20 protein-coding genes are annotated in these 21407 nt (G+C 72.4%); 4 read left to right on the top strand and 16 right to left on the bottom strand.

What is annotated here, in order from left to right; all coding sequences use genetic code 11:
* Positions 1-33: 33 nt before the first annotated feature.
* From O7553_RS11830 to O7553_RS11820, 3 genes are all read right to left on the bottom strand, one after another.
* A complete protein-coding gene (locus O7553_RS11830; protein ID WP_278169043.1) occupies positions 34-837 on the bottom strand; it encodes a polyprenol monophosphomannose synthase in 804 nt (267 codons plus the stop codon).
* Complete coding sequence (gene lnt / locus O7553_RS11825; RefSeq protein ID WP_281555582.1) at positions 834-2441, bottom strand: apolipoprotein N-acyltransferase; 1608 nt, start codon at positions 2439-2441, stop codon at positions 834-836. The genes O7553_RS11830 and lnt overlap by 4 nt, the downstream gene beginning before the upstream one ends.
* 568 nt (positions 2442-3009) lie before the next feature.
* Positions 3010-4632: an amidohydrolase family protein gene (locus O7553_RS11820; protein ID WP_281554836.1), complete on the bottom strand. Its 1623-nt coding sequence runs from the start codon at positions 4630-4632 to the stop codon at positions 3010-3012.
* Positions 4633-4814: 182 nt separating this feature from the next.
* Between O7553_RS11820 and O7553_RS11815 the strand changes: the two genes are divergently transcribed.
* Entirely contained in the window at positions 4815-6206 is a 1392-nt protein-coding gene (locus O7553_RS11815; RefSeq protein WP_281554835.1) for a lysine 2,3-aminomutase, read from the top strand.
* A 16-nt stretch (positions 6207-6222) separates the two neighbouring features.
* Here O7553_RS11815 and O7553_RS11810 read toward each other — a convergent pair whose 3' ends face one another.
* From O7553_RS11810 to O7553_RS11795, 4 genes are all read right to left on the bottom strand, one after another.
* Entirely contained in the window at positions 6223-6417 is a 195-nt protein-coding gene (locus O7553_RS11810) for a CsbD family protein (protein ID WP_281554834.1), read from the bottom strand.
* A gap of 222 nt (positions 6418-6639) precedes the next feature.
* Positions 6640-7083, bottom strand: a complete 444-nt coding sequence (locus O7553_RS11805) for an Lrp/AsnC family transcriptional regulator (protein WP_281554833.1) — start codon at positions 7081-7083, stop codon at positions 6640-6642.
* 16 nt (positions 7084-7099) lie between these two features.
* On the bottom strand, positions 7100-8239 hold the full coding sequence (locus tag O7553_RS11800) for an acyl-CoA dehydrogenase family protein (RefSeq protein WP_281554832.1): 1140 nt from the start codon (positions 8237-8239) through the stop codon (positions 7100-7102).
* 82 nt (positions 8240-8321) lie between these two features.
* The gene (locus O7553_RS11795; protein ID WP_281554831.1) at positions 8322-9479 is read right to left on the bottom strand and encodes a DUF4037 domain-containing protein; all 1158 of its coding nucleotides are present in this window, start codon (positions 9477-9479) and stop codon (positions 8322-8324) included.
* A gap of 60 nt (positions 9480-9539) precedes the next feature.
* On the opposite strand from O7553_RS11795, the gene O7553_RS11790 reads away from it, so the two are divergent.
* Positions 9540-10517: a 5'-3' exonuclease gene (locus tag O7553_RS11790; protein WP_281554830.1), complete on the top strand. Its 978-nt coding sequence runs from the start codon at positions 9540-9542 to the stop codon at positions 10515-10517.
* Here the strand turns inward: O7553_RS11790 and O7553_RS11785 are convergent.
* Complete coding sequence (locus tag O7553_RS11785) at positions 10488-11387, bottom strand: MHYT domain-containing protein (protein WP_281554829.1); 900 nt, start codon at positions 11385-11387, stop codon at positions 10488-10490. The genes O7553_RS11790 and O7553_RS11785 overlap by 30 nt on opposite strands.
* A 169-nt stretch (positions 11388-11556) precedes the next feature.
* Positions 11557-14340: a DEAD/DEAH box helicase gene (locus O7553_RS11780; RefSeq protein WP_281554828.1), complete on the bottom strand. Its 2784-nt coding sequence runs from the start codon at positions 14338-14340 to the stop codon at positions 11557-11559.
* A 143-nt stretch (positions 14341-14483) separates the two neighbouring features.
* Between O7553_RS11780 and O7553_RS11775 the strand changes: the two genes are divergently transcribed.
* Positions 14484-15263 (top strand): HAD family hydrolase, encoded by a 780-nt coding sequence (locus O7553_RS11775; RefSeq protein ID WP_281554827.1) that lies wholly within the window; start codon positions 14484-14486, stop codon positions 15261-15263.
* On the opposite strand, the gene O7553_RS11770 is transcribed toward O7553_RS11775, so the two are convergent.
* The 6 genes from O7553_RS11770 to O7553_RS11745 all read right to left on the bottom strand — a co-directional run bounded on the left by O7553_RS11770 (position 15264) and on the right by O7553_RS11745 (position 19937).
* A complete protein-coding gene (locus O7553_RS11770) occupies positions 15264-16193 on the bottom strand; it encodes a diacylglycerol kinase family protein (RefSeq protein WP_281554826.1) in 930 nt (309 codons plus the stop codon).
* Positions 16190-17149 (bottom strand): twin-arginine translocase subunit TatC, encoded by a 960-nt coding sequence (tatC, locus tag O7553_RS11765; RefSeq protein WP_281554825.1) that lies wholly within the window; start codon positions 17147-17149, stop codon positions 16190-16192. Before tatC ends, O7553_RS11770 begins: the two co-directional genes overlap by 4 nt.
* An 18-nt stretch (positions 17150-17167) precedes the next feature.
* Complete coding sequence (gene tatA / locus O7553_RS11760; protein WP_123601527.1) at positions 17168-17470, bottom strand: Sec-independent protein translocase subunit TatA; 303 nt, start codon at positions 17468-17470, stop codon at positions 17168-17170.
* Positions 17471-17676: 206 nt separating this feature from the next.
* Positions 17677-17928, bottom strand: coding sequence for a hypothetical protein (locus O7553_RS11755; protein WP_281554824.1), 252 nt, complete (start codon positions 17926-17928; stop codon positions 17677-17679).
* A 9-nt stretch (positions 17929-17937) separates the two neighbouring features.
* Positions 17938-18945 carry a YafY family protein gene (locus O7553_RS11750; RefSeq protein WP_281554823.1) on the bottom strand — a complete coding sequence of 336 codons (1008 nt, stop codon included), beginning with the start codon at positions 18943-18945 and terminating at the stop codon, positions 17938-17940.
* Positions 18942-19937, bottom strand: a complete 996-nt coding sequence (locus tag O7553_RS11745; protein ID WP_281554822.1) for a WYL domain-containing protein — start codon at positions 19935-19937, stop codon at positions 18942-18944. The genes O7553_RS11750 and O7553_RS11745 overlap by 4 nt, the downstream gene beginning before the upstream one ends.
* Before the next feature lie 80 nt (positions 19938-20017).
* Between O7553_RS11745 and O7553_RS11740 the strand changes: the two genes are divergently transcribed.
* Positions 20018-21127 carry a DUF3866 family protein gene (locus tag O7553_RS11740; protein ID WP_281554821.1) on the top strand — a complete coding sequence of 370 codons (1110 nt, stop codon included), beginning with the start codon at positions 20018-20020 and terminating at the stop codon, positions 21125-21127.
* Positions 21128-21173: 46 nt separating this feature from the next.
* Here the strand turns inward: O7553_RS11740 and O7553_RS11735 are convergent, their stop codons facing one another.
* On the bottom strand, positions 21174-21398 hold the full coding sequence (locus O7553_RS11735; RefSeq protein ID WP_281554820.1) for a hypothetical protein: 225 nt from the start codon (positions 21396-21398) through the stop codon (positions 21174-21176).
* Between the last annotated feature and the right edge of the window lie 9 nt (positions 21399-21407).

Here is a 21407-nt window from a genome sequence, read left to right as displayed (position 1 = left end):
GTCACCTGTCCAGCATCATGGCACGCGCCGTCGTCACGGCCAGCGCGCCGACGCCGTGTCGCGACGCCGGCCGGTCAACCCGTCCCGGCGGGCCCGAACCCCCCAGACGGTCACCCGCCACAACGCCTCCCGCACGATCGACGCGCTCATCTTGCTCGCGCCCTGCTCCCGCTCCGCGAACGTGATCGGCACCTCGACGATGCGGAACCCCTCACGGTGCGCCCGCCAGGTCAACTCCACCTGGAACGAGTAGCCCTGCGACGACACACTCGCGTAGTCGATCTTGTCGAGCACCGCGATCCGGTACACCCGGTAACCACCGGTCGCGTCCCGCACCGGCATACCCAGCGCCAACCGCGTGTACAGGTTCGCCCCCTGCGACAGCACCCACCGGTGCCGCGGCCAGTTCACCACCTCACCGCCCGGCACCCACCGGGAACCGATCACCACGTCGGCGTCCCGCGCCGCGTCCAGCAGCTGCGGCAACTGCTCCGGAGCATGCGAACCGTCAGCGTCCATCTCGACCACCGCGTCGTAGCCACGCTCCCGCGCCCAGCCGAACCCGGCGACGTAGGCCGCGCCGAGACCCTGTTTCCCCGGCCGGTGCAGCACATGCACCTGGCCGTCGGCCGCAGCCAGCTCATCGGCGACCGCCCCGGTACCGTCCGGCGAGTTGTCGTCGGCGATCAGCACGTCGACCTGGGGCACAGCGTCGCGGATCCGGGCGGTGATCAGACGTACGTTCTCCGCCTCGTTGTAGGTGGGAACGACCACCAGCACCCGACCGACACCCGGGTAGCCCTCCGGGCCACCGCCCGCCGACACCGCCTCGCTCACCGTACCTCCGTATCCGAACTGACCACCCGCCGCCGCAGCCACACCGCGGCGACCAGCACCGCGCCGGCGAACACCACCAGCACCGCCTCGGGCCAGAAACCCATCCGAGTCGCAAGAGTACGCGTCGCCCCGAGCTCGAGCTCACTCACCACGGCGGCCGCCGTGTTGAACCGGGTCGGCTGCGACACCCGCCCATTCTGATCGACAAACGCTGATATGCCAACGGTCGACGCCATCAACCCGGCCCGACCATGCTCCACCGCCCGCAACCGCACCATCGCCAACTGCTGCGCCGCCTCGGCCTCATTGAACGTCGCGTTGTTCGTCTGCACCGCCAACACCTGTGCACCACCGGTCACCGTGTCACGGACCAACCCGTCGTAGGCCACCTCGAAACAGATGATGCCGCTGACCGCCACCGGACCCACCCGCAGCACACCCGGCTGCGAGCCGGCCACGAAATCCGCCCGGACCAGATCCACCTGATCGGTGACCATCCGCGCCAACCGCCGAAACGGCACATACTCAGCGAACGGCACCGGATGCCGCTTCACGTACACCTGCTCCACGTCGCCACCGGAACCCGGCTCCCACACCAGGCTCACGTTGCGCACCTCCCCGGCACCGGGCCCGTACGCCAACGCACCCACCAGGATCGGCACCCCGATAGCCGCCGCCGCCTCATCGATACTCGCCGCCGCCCGCGGGTCACGCGTCGGATCCACGTCGCTGGCGTTCTCCGGCCACACCACCAGATCCGGCGCCGGCACCTCACCGGCCGCCACCTGCCGCGCCAACCGGACCGTGCCCTGCACATGGTTGTCCAACACAGCCCGGCGCTGGGCGTTGAAATCCAACCCCATCCGCGGCACGTTGCCCTGCACGAGCGCTACCACCACCGAACCCGACGATCCGCCCCCCACCGGCACCAAGCCACCCACCAGCAGCACCAGCACCGCCGCACCGACACCCCCGGCCACCGGCGCCAAACCTCGCAACGAACGCCAGGAACGCCACACCCCCGCAGCCAACACCCCACCGGCCACCGCCACCACGAACGTCACCAACGGCGCCCCACCCACCGCCGCCCACGACAACACCGGCGAATCACCCTGACTGAACGCCAACCGCCCCCACGGGAACCCACCGAACGGCGTCCGACCCCGCAACGCCTCCTGCCCCACCCACAACAACCCGGTCACCACCGGCCACAGCACCACCCGGCGACGATCCACCACCGGCGACACGAACGCCGCCACCGCACCCAGCAACGCCAGGTAACCGGCCTGCAACCCCGACAGCAACACCCACGGCAAACTGCCCGTGTGCAGATTCGTCCAACTCAGCAACGGCGCGAAGAACACCACCCCGGCCACGAACCCCAGACCCGCACCCGCCCGCAACCGACGCCGATGCACCGCCACCGACAACACCGCCACCCCCACCGGGGCCGCCCACCACCAGCCGTACGGCGGAAAAGCCACCAGCAGCGCCGCGCCCGACAACACCGCCAGACCGATCGCCCACGGCAACCCCAACGGGCCACCCGCCGCCGCGACCGCCGCCGGCCCCGACCGCACCGGCGTCACCGCCGCATCCACCATCGCCACGTCGAGCCCCACCCGCCAGGCCACCACCCGCGGCAGCCACCGATCCATCCGACGAAGGCTACCGGCAAGCCCGCCCGACCGACGACGACAGCCACAGCCGGCGACGCACCGCCCACCGAACGAGAAATCGGGGCGCGGCCGATCCGGCCGCGCCCCGCGCTCCCAGGCCCCTCCCCCGCCGATGCGGCAGGACGACCGTACGGCGACCTTCGGACCGGCCAACCGGGAACTGGCTGCCCCCGACGGACCGTTGTCTACTGGCCCCGCACGACCACCTGCCCGTACACCGGAAAGTCGCGGCCGGTTCGCGCCGCCTCGCCGACCCTCGCCCACTGGACCTGGCCGATGCGGACACCACCCGTGGCAATCCACGAGCGGCACAACCACACTGCGACAACAGTCGCTCGGCCAGCGGACGAAGAAACGAAGCGAACAACAGCCGCTTCCCGTGGTAGGACTCAAAGACGGTACGCGGGCCACCCCCGGTGCTGTCAACCCGGCCCAGGAACATCGACCACCGCCACCGGCGTGTCATCACCGGCGTGTCACCGGCCGCCCCCGCTCACCCCACACCGGCCGCCGCCCGATCCGCCGCCACGAAGATCTCCCGCCCCCGCAGCACCGTCCGCAGACACCGCGGCAACGGCGTCGGATCCGCCGGCCCGCGCAGCGCAGGATCCTCCGCCACCAGGACCGGCAGGCCGTCCGCCGACACACCCGCCGGCGTCTCCCACACCGCGAACGTCGCCGCCGCCCCCAGCGCCAACGCCCCCTCCTGCGCGGTCTGCACCACACCCGGCGGCAACGCTCGCCAACCGCCCCTGGTGTGCGCGGCGAACGCCGACCGAACCGCCAACCGTGACGCCGGATTGAAGTGCGAAACCGCAGCCCGCACCCCACCCCACGGATCCAGCGGCGTCACCGGCGAGTCCGAACCGAATGCCAACGTGACACCCACCCCGTGCAACGCCCCGAACGGATTCGACGCCAACGCCCGGTCCACGCCCAGCCGCGCCGCGTACATCTGACCCTCACCACCCCACAACCGGTCGAACGCCGGCTGCACGCTGGCCACCACCCCGAACTCGACGAACGCCCCGATCACCCGCTTGTCGACCAACTCGACGTGCTCCACCCGGTGCCGGCCGGCCCGCAGCCGCTCCATCCCGACCTCGCCGGCCGCCACCGCGAAACCGTCCACGACCGCCGCCACCGCCGCGTCACCGATCGCGTGGAACCCGCCCTGCACCCCCGACCGGACACAATCCACCAGATGCGCCGCGACCTGATCGGCGTCCAGGAAACAACTGCCACAGCCGCCGCCGTCGACGTACGGCTGCGACAGGTACGCCGTCCGCGACCCCAACGCGCCGTCGGCGTACAGGTCACCACCGGCGGCCACCGCACCCAGCTCCCGTGCCCGCGCCGCGCCCAGAAACTCCCCCCAGTACCCGTACACCTCCGGCAGGCCGTCGCCCGACATCGCCAGCACGGAGACGAAGTCGGACTCCGACGACGTCTGCGGACCGCCGCACTCGTGCACCGCCGCGATACCCGCGCCGGCCGCCGCAGCCAACGCGGCCCGCTGCGCCGCCGCACGCTGCGCCGGTGTCAACGACCCGAACGCCACCGCCCGCACCGCGTGATGGTCGTCCTCCCGCACCCACCCCGGCGGATCGGAGCGTTCCGCCAGACCCGGCACCGCCGCCAGCATCTCCGACGACACCAGCGCCGAATGGATCGACGCCTGAGACAGGTACACCCGCCGACCGCCCGACGCCGCCGACAACTGCCGCGCGTCCGGCGGCACCGGCCGCTGCCACGTCGACTCGTCCCACCCGTGCCCCAGCACCACCGCGTCCGGCGGCAGCCCCGCCGCGAAGCCGGCCACCCGGTCGACCAGCTCGGCCGGGGAACGCACCGACGACAGATCCAGGCCGGACAGCACCAGGCCGGTGTCGGTCGCGTGCACATGCGCGTCGACGAAGGCTGGAGTCACCAGCGCGCCGGCCAGGTCGACCACGACGTCCGCCGTGGGCGCGTCCGTGTCCGCGCCCAACCAGCCGATCCGGCCGTCGCGCACCAGCAACGCCGTCGCTCCCGGCACCGCCGGGCAGTACAACCTGCCGCCCCGGTACAGGACCACGGGCAGACCGGCCTCCGAACTCACCGTACGAGTCGTCATCTGCTCAGTCTGCTCCCCACCTGCGCGGGAGACGACAGCTGCCCACCGGAGCCACCGATCGACAACCGAATCACCACCTAGCACCTAGCAGGACCGGAAGACTTACGGCAGACTAGTCAACACACAGGAAATTATCCAGGAGTGCGGTACGCCCCACCGGACGCACCGAGCCAGGAGGACCGATGCCGCAACCCACCTCGGCGAACAGCCCCGGAACCACCCCGACGCTGCCCCAGCCGTACGAATACCAGCGCCGCGAACTCGTCGAACCCGACTGGACCCGACTACCCGGCTGGCGCGAGGTCACCCCCGAACAGTGGCAGTCCGCCCAGTGGCAACGGGCCCACTGCGTCAAGACCGTCGCCCAACTGCACGCCGTCCTCGGTGACCTCGTCGACGACGACTTCTACGCCGAACTCGGCGCCGATCAGAGCCGTCACGCCACCATGTCCATGCTGGTCACCCCGCAAATGATCAACACGATGGTGCCGGGCGGCGCACCCGACGGCGACTCCCTGCGGGCCGACCCCATCCGGCGCTACATGCTCCCGCTGGCCAGCGACCGCCGGACCGACTGGCCGTCCCACCCGTACGCCAGCCGCGACTCCCTGCACGAACACGACATGTGGGTGGCGGAAGGACTGACCCACCGCTACCCGACCAAGGTCCTCGCCGAACTCCTCGCCACCTGCCCGCAGTACTGCGGCCACTGCACCCGGATGGACCTGGTCGGCAACTCCACCCCGACCATCGACAAACTCCGCCTGACCCTCAAGCCCACCAACCGCTACCAGGCGCACCTCGACTACCTGCGCGGGCACCCCGGAGTTCGCGACGTCGTCGTCTCCGGCGGCGACGTGGCGAACCTCCCCTGGCGGCACCTCGAAAGCTACCTGCAGAGCCTGCTGGAGATAGACAGCATCCGGGACATCCGGCTGGCCACCAAGGCACTCATGGGCCTACCCCAGCACTGGCTGCAGCCCGATGTCGTGGCCGGCCTGGAACGCGTTGCCCGCACTGCCGCCAGCCGCGGCGTCAACCTCGCCATCCACACCCACGTCAACCACGTGCAGTCACTCACCCCGCTGGTCGCCCGGGCCGCCCAGACCGCGCTCGACGTTGGCATCCGCGACGTCCGCAACCAGGGGGTGCTGATGCGCGGCGTCAACGCCGACCTGCACAGCCTGCTCGATCTGTGCTTCGCGCTCCAGGGCGAAGCCGGCATCCTGCCGTACTACTTCTACCTCTGCGACATGATCCCCAACGCCGAGCACTGGCGGGTCCCGGTCTGGACCGCGCAACAGTTGCAGCACGACCTGATGGGCTACCTGCCCGGCTACGCCACCCCACGGATCGTGTGCGATGTGCCGCTGGTCGGCAAGCGCTGGGTGCACATGCTGACCGAGTACGACCGGGAGCACGGCATCTCGTACTGGACCAAGAACTACCGCACCTCGCTCGACGGCACCGACGACGACCTGGGGCGGCGGTACCCGTACTACGACCCCATCGACACGCTGCCGGAGTCCGGACAGCGGTGGTGGTCCCGGCAACGGACGACCACCACCGGCTGATCCGGCCCGCTGCTCGTCAGCCGCCGAACGCGTCCCGTACGTTGCGGCCGGCGTCCTTCGCGTGCTCCCCCGCGTCCTTGGTCCGGGCCTTGCTCGCCTCGGTGGCGCCCTCGGCTCGCATCTGCTCGTTGTCGGTCGCCGCGCCGTAGCGCTCCTTCGCCTGGCCCTTGAGCTCCTCGGCCTTGTTGCGTGCCTTGTCGGTCATGCCCATGGTCGATCACTCCTATCGCGGTACTGACCGGACGGTTTCCGTCCGTGCTTCCTGCATGCCCGGCGTGGTGGGCTTCAAACGGTACGGGGGTCGGTGCGTGCCTGCGGCTGTGTAGGAGGATGCTGGGCACAGCGTCTAGCGCGTCCTAGGATGATAGGAAAGGGCTGGGTCTCGCAGTCCTGGCAGGGGACAAGCGGCAGCAGAGTCAGGACCCGTTCAGACTCAGACCAACTTTGGTGGACGCGACTCGTACGGGGTGGACAGCACCACCGTCGTCCGGGTGGTGACGTTCGCGGCCGTACGGATCTCCTGCAGCAGCCGTTCCAGGTCCGCCGGACTCCCCACCCGGACCAGCAGCAGGTAGAAGTCCTCCCCCGCCACCGAGTAGCAGGAGTCGATCTCCGCCAGATGCGACAGCCGTTCCGGGGCGTCGTCCGGCTGGGAAGGGTCGAACGGCCGGATCGCGACGAACGCGCTCAACGGCAGCCCCACCGCCTCGTACGACACCCGGGCGGTGTAGCCGTTGACCACCCCGCGCTGCTCCAGCCTGCGCACCCGCTGATGAACCGCCGACACCGACAGGCCCACCCGCTCGGCCAGCTCGGTGTACGACACCCGGCCGTCGGTGGTCAGCGCGGCGACGATAGCCCGATCAGTCTCTTCCACGGCGAGAAACCTACCGTCACCGGGCCAGTGCCCGGGAGATCACCACCCGCTGGATCTGGTTCGTCCCCTCCACGATCTGCAGCACCTTCGCCTCGCGCAGGTACCGCTCCACCGGATGGTCAGCCACGTAACCGTACCCACCGAGCACCTGGACCGCGTCGACGGTGACCTTCATCGCGACATCGGTGGCGAACAGTTTCGCCTTGGCCGCCTCGACGGCGTACGCCCGACCGGCGTCGCGTAACCGGGCCGCGGCCAGGGTCACCGCCCGGGCTGCCGCCACCTGGGTGGCCATGTCCGCCAGCAGGAACCCCAGGCCCTGCAGGTCGATGATCGGCCGGCCGAACTGCTCCCGCTGCCGGGCGTAGCCGACCGCGTGGTCGAGCGCGGCCTGGGCCAGCCCGACCGCGCAGGCGGCGATCCCCAGCCGGCCGGCGGCCAGTGCGGACATCGCCACACCGAAGCCGGTACCCGCGGCACCGACCAGGTGGTCCGCCGGCACCCGGGCCTGGTCGAACACCAGCTGGGCGACCGGGGAGGAACGCAGACCCATGGTCCGCTCCGCCGGCTGCGCCAGCACGCCGGCAGTGCCGGCCGGGACGAACAGACACGAGATGCCCCGCGTGCCCGGTCCGCCGGTGCGGCAGAAGACGTTGTAGAAGTCGGCCACCGCGGCATGGGTGATCCACGCCTTCGTCCCCGTCACCACGTAGTCGTCGCCGTCGCGAACCGCCCGGGTGGTCAGCGCCGCCGCGTCCGACCCGCCCTGCGGCTCGCTGAGGCAGTACGCACCCAGCAGCTCACCGCCGAGCATCTCCGGCAACAGCTTCCGTTGCTGGTCGGTGCCGTACTCGGCCACCGGATAACACGACAACGTGTGCACGCTGACCGCCTCGGCGACCGCCAACCAACGGCTGGCCAGCACCTCCAGCACCTGCAGATACACCTCGTAGGGCTGGCCCGCGCCGCCGTCGGACTCCGCGAACGGCAGGCCGAGCAGGCCGGCCCGGCCGAGAGTGCGGACCACCTCCCGGGGGAACTCGGCCCGTGCCTCGAAGTCGGCGGCCCGGCCGGCCAACTCCCGGTCGGCGAGCTCGGTGGCCAACTCGATCAGGTCGTACGCCTCGGGCGTGGGCAGGACTCGTTCGACGGTCATGGTGGGTGCGCTCCAGGATGGTGAGCGGGCCGGCGCCGGCCCACGGTGGCGGGCCGGCGGTATCGATCGACACCCAGCAAGCTTAACGTTCGTTTGGCCGCGTCCCGTCGTGGTCCAGTCCCAAGACGCGACCCATCACCATTCGGGTCCGCGCGACATCGGTGAGCAGCGCGGTGTGGTCGACGACCTGATCCACCGCCCCCAGCACCGGCAAAGCCCGCAGCTCGCGGTCACCGATAGCCGACCACAGGGCCCGGGCGAACCTGTCCGCGTCGAGCACCAGGTACGGCCGGTCCCGGAACGGCCGTACCGTCGGCTCCACCGGCGCGGCCAGCGCGAGCTGGTTGGTCCGCACCGCCAGTAGCTCGTACGCCTGACACAGCCGCCGCTGCCGCACGCTCCACCCGGTCGCCGACAACGCCGCAGCCAACGTCGCGCACAGCCCGTCGTCGTCCGGAAGCCGGGCGAACGCGCTGCCCAGCCACTTGTGGTACGGCGGGTAGCAGCGGCCGACCAGCAGCGCCAGCCGCATCAGGTCCCGCACGATCCGGGCGGTCACCACCGCGCCGCCGATCTCGTCGCCGACCTCACCGCACCGGCCGACGAACGGCTCCTCGCCGGCCACCCGGGCCCAGGCCGCGGCCAGCACGTACCGCCAGATGTCCGGTGGGTACCAGGCGAGAACCGCGCGGCGACCGGTAAGCCCACCGGTCGGTCCGGCCGACCGGGCCACCACGTCCGGCAGGGCGTCGTGGAACACGTCCCCGGCGGTGAACTCGGCGAGCCGCTGAGTCGGGGTGGCGAGCCAGTCCAGCCGGCCCGGCCCGTCGGCCGGATCGAAGCCCAGCACCCGCTGGCACCAGGCAGACACGTCCGTCACCGTCACCCCGTGCCGGGCGCCGTCGAGCGCCGGCACGCCCAGAGTGCGGTCGGCGTCTGGCGCGAACCTGGTCGGGAAGCCCAGAAAGGTCGCTGGCAGGTCCTCGGTGACGGCGGCGCACACCTGGTCGGCCAGGCCGGCATCTGTGCAGTCGAGGAACACCTGCACCCGCGGACCCCAGTCATGGTCGCGGGAGCGTTCCGTGTCGAACCCGAACAGCTCCGAACCGGTGTCCATCCGGGCCGCGGCGTAGCGCAGCCGGGGGAACCGGGCGGCGATCGCCGGCGCCACCACCGCGTGGTGAAACCGGCGGCTCAGCTCCAGGCCGGGCAGGAAGCTCATGTCGGCAGCCTGCCGCACCAGCCCGACGGTCGTGCCGGACAACCAGCGGTGTCACCGGGCTGTGCGAGGCTGTAGCGCGTGAACCCACCCGACCCCCTGCTGGCCGTCGACGCCCCGAGCCTGTACTTCCGGGCGTACTTCGGGGTACCCGAGTCCGCCGCCCGCACCGCCGACGGCGAACCGGTCAACGCCGTACGCGGCTTCCTCGACATGCTTGCCGCGCTGATCACCCGGCGGCGGCCGGCGCGGCTGATCTGCGCCCTCGACCACGACTGGCGGCCCGCCTGGCGGGTGCGGTTGCTGCCGTCGTACAAGGCACACCGGGTGGCACCCACCGGCGGGGAGATCGTCCCGGACACCCTGGTGCCGCAGCTGCCGGTACTGCTGGACGTGCTGTCCGCGCTGGGGGTGCCGGCGGTCGGCGTGGCCGGCTATGAGGCCGACGACGTGCTCGGCACGCTCGCCACCCGCCAGGCCGGCCCGGTCGAGGTGGTCTCCGGCGACCGGGACCTGTTTCAGCTGGTCGACGACGACCACCCGGTCCGGCTGCTCTACGTCGGTCGGGGGGTGGCCAAGCTGGAGGACTGCGACGGCGCGGCCGTCGAGCAGCGCTTCGGCGTACCGCCCGCCGGGTACGCCGACTTCGCCGCACTGCGCGGCGACCCGAGCGACGGCCTGCCGGGAGTGCCGGGCGTCGGCGCCAAGACCGCCGCGCGGCTGCTGCAGCGGTACGGCGATCTTGCCGGGCTGGTCACGGCACTGGACGACCCACGGTCCGGGTTCGCTCCCGGTCTGCGGGCCCGGCTGGCGGCCGCCCGCGACTACCTGGCGGTCGCGCCGACCGTGGTACGGGTGGCCAGGGACCTCGATCTGGCGGTCGAACCGGTGCGGCTGCCCGCCGCACCGACCGACCCCGACCGGTTGATGGAGCTGGCGGACCGGTGGAACCTCGCGGGTTCCTGCCGGCGGCTGGTCGACGCGATGGCACGGGGCGCCGGCGGGTCCGGCGGTGCGGACGCTAGCGGGTCAGGCGTTGAACCCGTTGAACCCGCCTGACCGGCTCGACGCGTTCTGTTCACCGCCGGTGTTCGAGCCGCTGCGTAGCGGGGTGAACCCGTTCGGCCGGGCCGGGGTCGGTGGCTGTGGGGTGCTACGCCGCTCGGCGATCCGCGCGTCGAGGTACGCCGCCGCCGACCGGTCCTCCTCGGTCGGGGCGGACAGGACCGCGTACACCAGGCCGATCACCACGAGCAGCACCGCCACGCCGATCGGTACCAGCAGGGTTGCCGCGGTCGCCCCGTTGAGCACTCCGGTCGGCTCGTGCAGGTGTACCGACATCGCCGTCATGCCGGTGAAATGCATGCCGTTGACCGCGACACCCATCAGCAGCGCGGATCCGGTCATCGCCAGCGGCCGGCGGACCGTGACCGCCAGCCACAGCGCCACCGTTGCCGCGATCACCGCGATCACCACGGAGATGGTCACCCGTCCCGGCGCGTAGTCGATGTCGCCGTTGAGCCGCATCGCGGCCATCCCGGTGTAGTGCATCGCGGCCACGCCCAAGCCGGTGATGACCCCGCCGAGCAGGATCTTCACCAGCGACGGCCGGCCGAAGCCGACCAGGAACAGCCCGAACGCGACTGCGGCGATCGCGATCACCGCGCTGGCGATGGTGATCGCGATGTCGTAGCGGATCTGGGTGCCGGCCACGCTGAAGCCGAGCATCGCCATGAAGTGCATGGTCCAGATGGCGGTGCCGCCGATCGCGAAAGCCGACAGCGACAGCCACCAGGCCCGCCGGCCCGGGGTGTCCGACTCTCGGACCCGCACGGCGCAGATCAGTCCGAGAAACGAACCGAGCACCGACAACGCGTAACTCAGCGTTGGCGTAATGAAGCCGTATTCAAAATGATTGATATCTGCCACGTCCGCCCCCTTCGGCCCGAACCACAGGCTGGTACTCCCCGGACCGATGGTGAGCAGCGGAAACGGTCTTCGCAAGCGATCGTTCGGTTGTTTTGCCGGGCCGTGTCGACATTGTGACGCACCACCGGTTCCGGTGACTACGGTGCGCTGTTCGACCGTCGACCGGCAGTCACCCCGTCGTCTGGTACGCCAGCACGCCGCGCTGCAGCGCGGACACCGCCTGCGCGGCGGTCCGCGCCAGCTGCGGCGACGCACCCCGGGCCTGGGCCAGCTGTCCGAGCATGTCGGCGACCTGCCGGGCCCACCGGACGAAGTCCCCGGCCGGCATCTCCCCGTCCAGGCTGTCCCCGCTGGCCAGCACCTTGGCCAGCGGCTCGCCCCGGGCCCACCGGTAGATCGGCCAGACAAAGCCGAGATCCGGCTCCCGGGTCGACTCCAGGCCGGCGGCCGCCTCGTCGGCCTCCAGGCTGGCCCAGATCGCGGTGGTGGCGTCCACCGCGGCGGTGACCGCCCCCCGCGGCAGCGCCGCCCGCTCGTCGACGTCGCGGCGGGCCTCGTAGACCACCACCGACACCGCGGCGGCCAGCTCCGCCGGCGCCAGACCGTCCCAGACACTTCGGCGCAGGCACTCGGCGACCAGCAGGTCGGTCTCTGTCCAGATCCGAGCCAGCATCCACCCGGCGTCGGTCACCGTACCGTCCGGTGTCAGGTAGCCGCGGTCGGTCAGCAGACCGCAGACCCGGTCAAAGGTCCGGGTCAACGACCCGGTCCGGCCCGCCACCCGGGCCCGCAGCTCGTCGGTGTCGCGGGCGAGCCGGTGCCGGCGTTCCGCCCAACGGGCGTGCTCCTCCCGGTCCGGACAGCTGTGGCAGGGGTGCCGACGCAACTCGGCGCGCAACTGGGTCACCCGGTCGTCGTCCCGGTCACCGCGCGCCCGCCCCCGGCGGCGGGCGCCGTGGCGACCCAGGCCCGTGCCGGCCACCGCCGCCGCCAGATCCCGCCGGGCCGCCGGTGACCGGTGGTTGAAGTGCTTCGGCACCCGGATCCGGGTCAGCACCTCCGCCGGCACGGTGAAGTCGCCGACCGACACCCTGCCCGCCCACCGGTCCTGGGTCAGCACCAGCGGGCGGGGCTCGCCGAACCCGCCCGCTCCAGGATCCAGTACCACAGCCAACCCGGCCCGTCGACCCGACGGCACCCGGATGACGTCACCGACCCGCAGCCGCTCCAGCGAGTCGACCGCCGCGGTGCGCCGCTGCTGCTGACCCTGCCGGGCCAGCTCCCGCTCCCGGTCGGCAATCGCCACCCGCAGATCGAAGTACGCGTCGAAGTCGCCGAGGTCACAGCGCACCTCGACGCCGTACGCCTCGATGGTCTCGGTGTTGCGCTGCGCCTGCCGGGCCAGGCCGACCACCGACCGGTCCGCCTGGAACTGGGCGAAGGACGACTCGAGCAGCTCCCGGGCAGCGTCGAAACCGACGGTGCCGACCAGGTTGACCGCCATGTTGTAGGACGGTCGGAAACTCGACCGCAGCGGGTAGGTCCGGGTCGAGGCGAGCCCGGCGACGTGCCGCGGATCGACCTCCGGCGACCAGACCACCACCGCGTGGCCCTCCACGTCGATGCCGCGCCGGCCGGCCCGCCCGGTCAGCTGGGTGTACTCGCCCGGGGTCAGGTCGACGTGCGCCTCCCCGTTGAACTTGACCAGCCGCTCCAGCACCACGCAGCGGGCCGGCATGTTGATCCCCAACGCCAGCGTCTCGGTGGCGAACACGGCCTTGATCAGGCCTCGGACGAACAGGTCCTCGACGACCTCTTTGAAGGCCGGCAGCATGCCGGCGTGGTGCGCGGCGAGACCGCGTTCCAGCCCGTCCAGCCAGCCCCAGTAGCCGAGCACCGACAGGTCCTCGGCCGGCAGGCTGGACAGCCGCGACTCCACCAGCCGACGGATCTCGGCGCGCTCGTCCGGGGTGGTCAGCCGCAGACCGGCGGCCAGGCACTGGGCGACGGCGGCGTCGCACCCGGCCCGGCTGAACACGAACAGGATCGCCGGCAGCAGACCTTCCCGCTCGAGGCGTTCGATCACGTCCGCCCGCAGCGGGGGACGCCAGCGCGGGCCGCGACCACCGGACCGGCCCCAGCCCGGCCCGTGGGTACGGCCGTCACCGAGTTCCAGCCGGCGCAGCATCTCCCGGCTGTAGCGCAGCAACTCGGGATGCACGTCATGCTTGCGGGCCGCGTCGGCGTCGTGGAACAGGTCGAACATCCGCCGCCCCACCAGCATGTGCTGCCACAGCGGGACAGGGCGGTGCTCGCTGACCACCACCTCGGTCTCGCCACGGACGGTGACCAGCCAGTCGGCGAACTCCTCGGCGTTGGACACCGTCGCGGACAGCGACACCAGGGTGACCGACGACGGCAGGTGGATGATCACCTCCTCCCAGACCGCTCCCCGGAACCGGTCGGCGAGGTAGTGCACCTCGTCCATCACCACGTACGCCAGTCCGTCCAGAGTGGCCGAGCCGGCGTACAGCATGTTGCGCAGCACCTCGGTGGTCATCACCACCACCGGCGCGTCGCCGTTGATCGCGTTGTCCCCGGTCAGCAGCCCCACCTGGGCTGCACCGTACCGGCCGACCAGGTCGTGGTACTTCTGGTTGGACAGTGCCTTGATCGGGGTGGTGTAGAAGCACTTGCGCGGCGGACCACCGGCCGGCGTGGTACCGGCGCGCAGCGCCAGGTGTACCGCGAACTCGCCGACCACCGTCTTGCCCGCCCCGGTCGGCGCGCAGACCAGCACCCCGCTGCCCCGTTCCAGGGCCTGGCAGGCGGCCCGTTGAAAGTCGTCCAGGTCGAAACCGAGATCGAGGGTGAACTCCCCGAGCGAGGGAAAGGCGGCGGCCTGCGCGGCCCGGCGGCGCGCTGCGGCGTACCGCTCGGCGGGGCTCGACATACCTCAAGATTAATCGCAGCCGGCCGGCGGCGTCCCGGTCAGGGGCCTCGTCACTCCCGGGCGCCGAGGGTCGAGCAGCGGCGGCAGTCACTCGGGTTAGGGCAACCTACCGGGCCGCCGAACCGGCTCGATAAGGTGCAGGCGTGCCGGATCATCCCGAACGCCCCCGCGACGACGTATCCGCCGATCCCGGGTACGAACCGGCCGCCCGGCCGCGACGCCGCCCGGTCGAGGCGGTCCTGTTCGACTTCCACGGCACCCTCGCCCAGGTCGAGGACCCGGTCCGCTGGGTCGTCCAGGGTGCCGAGGCGTGCGGGGTGACCCTGGACCGGGGGCGGGCGACCGTCCTCGCCGACCGGCTGCTGACCGCCGGCCGGGCCGGCGGGCCGCTGCCCACCCGGGTGCCCGCGCAGCTTGCCGAGGTGTGGGCCGACCGCGACCTGTACCCGCAGGCGCACCGGGCCGCGTACACCGGGCTGGCCGCGACGGTCGACAGCGGGGTGGACGGGCTGGCCGACGCCCTCTATCAGCGGCTGCTCGGACCGGACGGGTGGCTGCCGTACGCGGACACCGCCGCGACGCTACGGGCCCTGCACGCCGCCGGGGTGCCGGTCGCCGTGGTCAGCAACATCGGCTTCGACATCCGCCCGCACTTCGCCGCCTGGGGCCTGGCCGACCTGATCGACGCCTGGGCGTTGTCCTACGAGGTGGGCCGCTGCAAACCCGACCCGGCGATCTTCCTGCGGGCCTGCGGGATGCTGCGGGTCGACCCGGAGCGGACGCTGATGGTGGGCGACACCCCGGCCGACGCGGGCGCCGTACGGGCCGGCTGCGCGGCGCTGGTGCTGCCGGCGGCCGACCCGGGCCGGGCCAACGGACTCGCCGCCGTGCTCGACCTGGCCACCGGGGAACCGGACCGGTGATCACCACAGCAGCCGCAGTGCTCCCGGCACGGCGGTGACGGTCACCGGCAGCGGCCCGAGCCGTTCACCGTCGGCGTAGCAGACCAGGTCCGGCGCGTCGATCGTCACCTGGCGGGCCCGGAGACTGCGCACCATCGGGTGGTCGACGTGGCCGCCCCGACGGACCTGCGGCTTGATCCGGATCAGCGTACGGCGGGTGACCGGCCCGGCCACCACCACGTCGAGCAGGCCGTCGGTCGGGTCAGCCGCTGGGCAGATCCGCATCCCGCCGCCGTAGCTGGCGCAGTTGCCGACCGCGACCAGGACCGCGTCGAACTCGTCCGGCTCGCCGTCGCACACCATCCGGTAACGGCGCGGCCGCAGCCGCGCCAGCTCGACCGGGACCGCCAGATCGTAGCGGCGCGGCCCGGACGGCCAGCGCATCCGATTGGCCCGCTCGTTGACGACCGCGTCGAACCCGGCCGCCAGCACCGCGCCGAACCACCGGTCCGGTCGGCCCGGTGCGGACACCCGGGCCAGGTCGACGGGCCGGCTCCGGCCGACGGCCAGAGCGGCGGCGATCACCGCCGCCGCGCGGGCCGGATCGGCCGGAAAACCGGTGCAGGCGGCGAAGTCGTTGCCGGTGCCGGTCGGCACCGGACCCAGCGGGACGTCGGTGCCGGCGAGCGCCTGCAGGGCAAGGTGCACGGTGCCGTCGCCGCCGAGGGTCACCACCGCGGCCGCACCGCCGTCCACCGCGGCCCGGCAGGCGCTCGCCGCCCGGTCGGCGGTGGCGGCGGTCAGCAGCCGCACCGGCCGACCGGTCGCCGCCAGCGCCTCGCGGACCAGCGGCAGGACGGCCGAGTGCCGGCTGCGGCCGGCATTCGGGTTCGCCAGCACCGCCACCGAGCCGGGCACGACGGCGGACGGACCGCCGGCCGGCCCGGTCACGTCATGTCGTCGTAGCGACGCTCGATCGGCAACGGCTTCGGCACCGGCTGGGTCGGCACGACCGGGGTGACCGTCTCGGTCCGCTCGGCGACCGCGACCGGCTGCGGGTCGTCGTCCAGCGGCGACGCCTCGTCGTCGTCCAACCCGGCGTACACCTCCTTGCCGCGACCACGGCGCTTGTCGTTGAGGAACGCCACCCCGACCGCGACGAAGTACAACAGCGCCAGACACGCCGCCAGCAGGGTCATCCCGAAGGGGCCGGGGTCCGGGGTGGCGACCGCTGCGAAGGCGAAGCAGACGAAGACCACCGCGCGCCACCAGCTGAGCAGGCGGCGTGCGCTGACCACGCCGGTGAAGTTGAGCATCAACAGCACCAGCGGGAACTCGAACGCGACCCCGAACAGCAGGATCATCGTGGTCACGAACGAGATGTACCGGGTGACCTCGAGCTGGGTAGACAGGCCGGTGACGCCGGATTCGAGCAGGAACGCCAGCCCTTTGTCGACGACGAAGTAGGCAAGCATGGCGCCGGCCAGGAACAACGGCGCCGCGATGGAGACGAAGACGTACGCCCACTTGCGTTCGTGCCGGTGCAGGCCGGGAGCGATGAACGCCCAGAGCTGGTAGAGCCAGACCGGGCCGCCGACGATCAGGCCGATCCAGAGCGCCAGCTTCAGCTTCAGGACGAAGCCGTCAGCCGGAGACAGCTGCAGGAACTCCCGGCAGGTGCCGTCTGCGGTCGTCTCGCCAGTGCCGGGCAGCTGGCAGTACGGCTGCTTGAGCAGTTGGAACGCCGGTTCGGCGAGGAAGAATCCGACGATCAGCCCGACGACGATCGCCAGCGAGGCCCAGAACAGTCGGGTACGCAGCTCACGAAAGTGCTCGATCAGGGTCATCGAGCCGTCGGAGGCACGGTCGAACTTGCTCGGACCGCGCCGACGCAGGGCGAAGCCCACGGCAGGAGACCTTTCCGGTCAGTTGGCGTCGCGGACGCGCTGCGGCTGATCGGCCGCCGGGGCCGGCGGTGGCTGGTAGCCCGGCTGATGCACGCTGGTCGGCTCGATCACCGGCTCGGCCTGGTACGGCGCGCGGCCGTGCTGGGCGTCGGCCTTCTCGGCGAGGTCCTTGTCGTCGTCGGCGAGGCTCTTCGTCTCGGCCTTGATGATCCGCAGGGATCGGCCGAGTGACCGCGCCGCGTCCGGCAGCCGCTTGGCGCCGAAGAGCAGGATCAGCACGACCACAAGTACGGCGATGTGCCACGGCTTCAGGGCATGCATGGCATAGCTCCAGTCGGTGCGTCGGGTGGTGACGAGCCCTATCGTACGTGCGTTCGCGGGGTCCGCCACCTGCCAGACCGGGTCAATCTGGCCTGGTCGGTGAAGTCTCAACCACGATCAACCGACCCGTCAACCACGGACGGCACAACGCTGACCGGCGCTTCGCAGGCACTGGCCGAACAGGCCAGGCCGGCGTGACCGGCTGGTCAGCCGGGGTTGTCCGGCCGGTCCCCGGGCCGTCCGGGCCGGGTGGTGGCCGCCAGGCTCTGCTCCATCTCCGCCAGCCGCAGCTGCAACCGCTCGGCCTGCGCCGCCAACGCCTCGGCTTCGCCCTGGCGGCGCTGCAGGGCGAGCGCGGCACGGCGCAGCGCGGGCAACCGGGTCAGCACCGGACGGACCGCCGCGACGAGCACCAACAGCGCGCATCCCAGCACGGCGAGAACGATCCAGGTCAGCACCTGAGCAGACTAGCCGCTAGCGGACAGGTCCGCAGCCGGTGCACCACCGGGAACGGCGTACGCGGCAAGCGCGGCGGACGCGGCCGCGTGCACCTGCGCGACCAACTGTGCCGGAGCGACCACCGTCACGTCCGGGCCCAGCCCGAGGACGAACCGGCGGGCCCAGGCCAGATCGGTGACCCGCATGGTGACCAGCCACTCGCCGTTCGGTTCGACCCGGACGTCCTCGCACGGGTAGTACTCGGTGATCCACCGACCGCACCGGCCGACCCGCAGGACCACCGACGGCAGGCCCGGCGTCGGCTGGAACGCGGCCTCCCGGGGTTCGTGCCGACCGGCCTGCGGCGGTACGGCGGCCGGCTGGTCGAGCTCGACCAGGGCGTCGACCCGGTCGGCCCGGAACAGCCGGACCGCCTCTGCCCGCCGGCACCAGGCCTCCAGATAGCCCCGACCGCCGATCATGAGCACCCGGATCGGGTCGACGACCCGGTCGGTGGTCTCGTCGCGGGCCGCCGTGTAGTAGGTGATCCGTACCGCCCGGCCGCTCTGTGCCGCCGACCGCAGCCGGTCCAGCCGGGCCGTGTCTCCGGGCAGGCGTACCGCGACCGGGGCGCCGGCCGACTCGCCCGCCGCGTCCTCGATCTTGGCCAGTGCCCGCTCGACGGCGTCCCGGTTGGCCAGCCCCGGCGTCTCGGCCAGCATCCGCAGCGCCACCACCAGGGCCAGAGCCTCGTCCGGCGTCAGCCGCAACGGTCGGTCGATGCCGGCGTCGTAGGTGATCGTCACCCGGTCGCCGTCGAACGCCATGTCGATCAGGTCGCCCGGACCGTAGCCGGGCAGCCCGCAGACCCACAGCAGTTCCAGGTCCTCCCGCAGTTGACGCGCGGTGGTGCCCAGGTCGGCGGCGGCCTGGGCGATCTCCACGCCCGGCCGGGCCAGCAGGTAGGGCACCAGGTTGAGCAGCCGGGCGAGCCGGTCGGCGGAGGCCCGCGAGCCGGTCGGTCGGGACGTGGTCACCCTCGCACCTCCGCACCGGCCGGCTGGTGCGCCACCACGATCTCCTTCAGCCGCTGGATCACCAGCTCGCGCAGCTCCGGCGGATCGAGCACCCGCACGTCGGCGCCGTACCTGGCCAGCTGGCCGGCGAGCGCCTCCGGCTCGGCGTAGCGCAGTGTCAGCCGGTCCCCATCGGGGCCCGGGACGCAGGACTCCGCGCCGCGCCGCAGGCCGGCAGCCCGGCCCGGCCCGGCCAGCACGGTGGCCACGCCGGTACGTTCGACCGGGTCCGACCAGCGGGCGACGTGACTGATCAGGTCGACGTCGGTCGGCGGGGAGAAGCTGCCGGCCCGACCGGTGAGCCGCACCGCGCCCACCACCCGGGACAGTCGGAAGCAGCGGGTGGCCGCACGGTCCTGGTCGTGGCCGACCACGTACCAGCGGCCCCGCCAGCAGACCACCCCCCAGGGCTGCAGCCGTCGCCGGGTGGGGGTGTCGCCGCTGGGCACCCGGTAGTCGAAGGTCACCGGACGCCGGTCGCGGGCCGCGGCGGTCAACGCGGCGAATGCCGGGTCGACCGTGACCACCGGTTCCACCCCGAGGGTGGCCTGCGGATCCACGTCGATGCCGGCGGCCCGCAACTTGGCCAGCCCGGACGAGGCGGCGGCGGCCAGCCCGGCGTGCTGCCACAGCCGGGCGGCGATGCCGACCGCGGCGGCCTCCTCCGGCTCCAGCGGGATCTCCGGCAGCGCGTACTCGCGGTGGGCGATCCGGTAGCCCGGTTCGCTGTCGAAGGCGCTGGCCGCGCCGGTCTCCAGCGGCACGCCGAGGTCCCGCAGCTCCGCCTTGTCCCGCTCGAACTTGCGCTGGAACGCCTCGTGGTCACGGACGTCGGACGGATCGTGTTCGTAGCCGGGTACGGTCGCGGCGATCTGCGCGGCGGTCAGGAAGCGCCGCGTCGACAACAGGCAGATCACGAGATTGACCAGGCGTTCGGTCCGGTTGCGGGACACGGCACGACGCTAGCAGTGTCGGCGGTGCAGCGACCGCCCCGCCCGGCCGCTGCACGGGGGCGCAGGTTAGCGTGCCCGGCATGGTGCGATGGCGTGACGGCAGGGTCACCGCGGTCCGGCGGCGGTGGCGGGGGGCGGTCGAACTGGACGTCGCCGTCGACGGGGAGGCCGACGGGAAGCCGGTACGCGCGGTGGCCTACCCGGAGCTGGTCGGCGAGCCCGAACCCGGCGACCGGGTGCTGCTGAACGTCTCGGCGCTGCTGATGGGGCTCGGCACCGGCGGGTACGCCCTGGTGGTGGCGGTGCCGGACCGGCTGCCGCCGGACCCGCCGGGCGGGCGGGACCGCTCCGACGGGCATCTGGTGAAGGCCCGCTACACCCCGCTGCAGGCGATCGTGTGCGGGGTCGACGAGGAGGCGTCACCGCACCGACAGGTGCTGGCCGACGCCGAGGACCTGGCCGGGATGCCGGTGGTCACCGCCGACCTGCACTCGGCGCTGCCGGCAATCGTCGCCGGCGTCCTCGCCGACCGCCCCCGGCTGCGGGTCGGGTACGTGATGACCGACGGCGGGGCACTGCCCGCCGGCTTCTCCCGGACCCTCGACGGGCTGTCCGGCACGCTCGCCGGCACAGTGACCGTGGGCCAGTGCTTCGGCGGCGATCTGGAGGCCACCACCGTGCACAGCGGGCTGCTGGCGGCCCGGCACGTGCTGGCCGCTGACGTGACGGTGGTCTGCCAGGGTCCGGGCAACCTCGGCACCGGCACCAGGTGGGGTTTCTCCGGCGTCGGGGTCGGCGAGGCGGTCAACGCCGCCGCCGTACTCGGTGGACGACCGGTCGGCGCGCTGCGCATCTCCGCCGCCGACCCTCGGCCGCGCCACCGCGGCCTGTCGCACCACAGCAGCACCGCGTACGGCCGGGTGGCGCTCGCCCCGGCGGACCTGGTGGTCCCGGCGGACCTGCCGGCGGAGATCTCCGACGAGGTCACGGCCGCGCTGCGTCAGCTGGTCACCCCTGCCGGCCGGCACCGTGCGGTACGAGTCGCCACCGACGGTCTCGACGCGGCGTTGCGGGCCAGCCCGGTGCCGCTGCGCACGATGGGCCGGGACCTGGCTGGCGACCACGCGTACTTCCTGGCCTGCGCGGCCGCCGGCCGGCACGCGGCGACGCTCGCCGGCGGCGACGGCTGACCCGACAGCACTGGCCGGCGGTGACGGCTGACCCGGCGGCACCGGCTCAGCTGACGATGATCAGGACCGCCCAGGCACCCAGGATGAGCGCCAACGCCGTGGCGAGCACCCAGGTCGGCACGGTGTAGTCACCGCGGCGGTTGCGGGCGATCTCTGCGGCGATCTTGTTGCGCCGTCGCTCGAGCCAGGTCTCGGTCCGGGGAAACGGACTCGGCCGGCCGGTGGCGGTCGGCGGCGGCGGCGCGGGATCGTCGCGGGTGGGGTCAACCATCGTCCGTGA

This window comes from Solwaraspora sp. WMMA2059, assembly GCF_027497315.1.
Classification (GTDB): domain Bacteria; phylum Actinomycetota; class Actinomycetes; order Mycobacteriales; family Micromonosporaceae; genus Micromonospora_E.
The sequence above is the reverse complement of the archived record's forward strand: the minus strand, read 5'-3'. Positions and strand labels throughout refer to the sequence as shown.

Coding starts and splice junctions, on each gene's coding strand:
- lnt (WP_281555582.1), bottom strand. CDS start 2,441: ATGGTGGATGCGGCGGTGACGCCGGTGCGGTCGGGGCCGGCGGCGGTC.
- O7553_RS11820 (WP_281554836.1), bottom strand. CDS start 4,632: ATGACGACTCGTACGGTGAGTTCGGAGGCCGGTCTGCCCGTGGTCCTG.
- O7553_RS11815 (WP_281554835.1), top strand. CDS start 4,815: ATGCCGCAACCCACCTCGGCGAACAGCCCCGGAACCACCCCGACGCTG.
- O7553_RS11810 (WP_281554834.1), bottom strand. CDS start 6,417: ATGGGCATGACCGACAAGGCACGCAACAAGGCCGAGGAGCTCAAGGGC.
- O7553_RS11800 (WP_281554832.1), bottom strand. CDS start 8,239: ATGACCGTCGAACGAGTCCTGCCCACGCCCGAGGCGTACGACCTGATC.
- O7553_RS11780 (WP_281554828.1), bottom strand. CDS start 14,340: ATGTCGAGCCCCGCCGAGCGGTACGCCGCAGCGCGCCGCCGGGCCGCG.
- tatA (WP_123601527.1), bottom strand. CDS start 17,470: ATGCATGCCCTGAAGCCGTGGCACATCGCCGTACTTGTGGTCGTGCTG.
- O7553_RS11740 (WP_281554821.1), top strand. CDS start 20,018: ATGGTGCGATGGCGTGACGGCAGGGTCACCGCGGTCCGGCGGCGGTGG.
- O7553_RS11735 (WP_281554820.1), bottom strand. CDS start 21,398: ATGGTTGACCCCACCCGCGACGATCCCGCGCCGCCGCCGCCGACCGCC.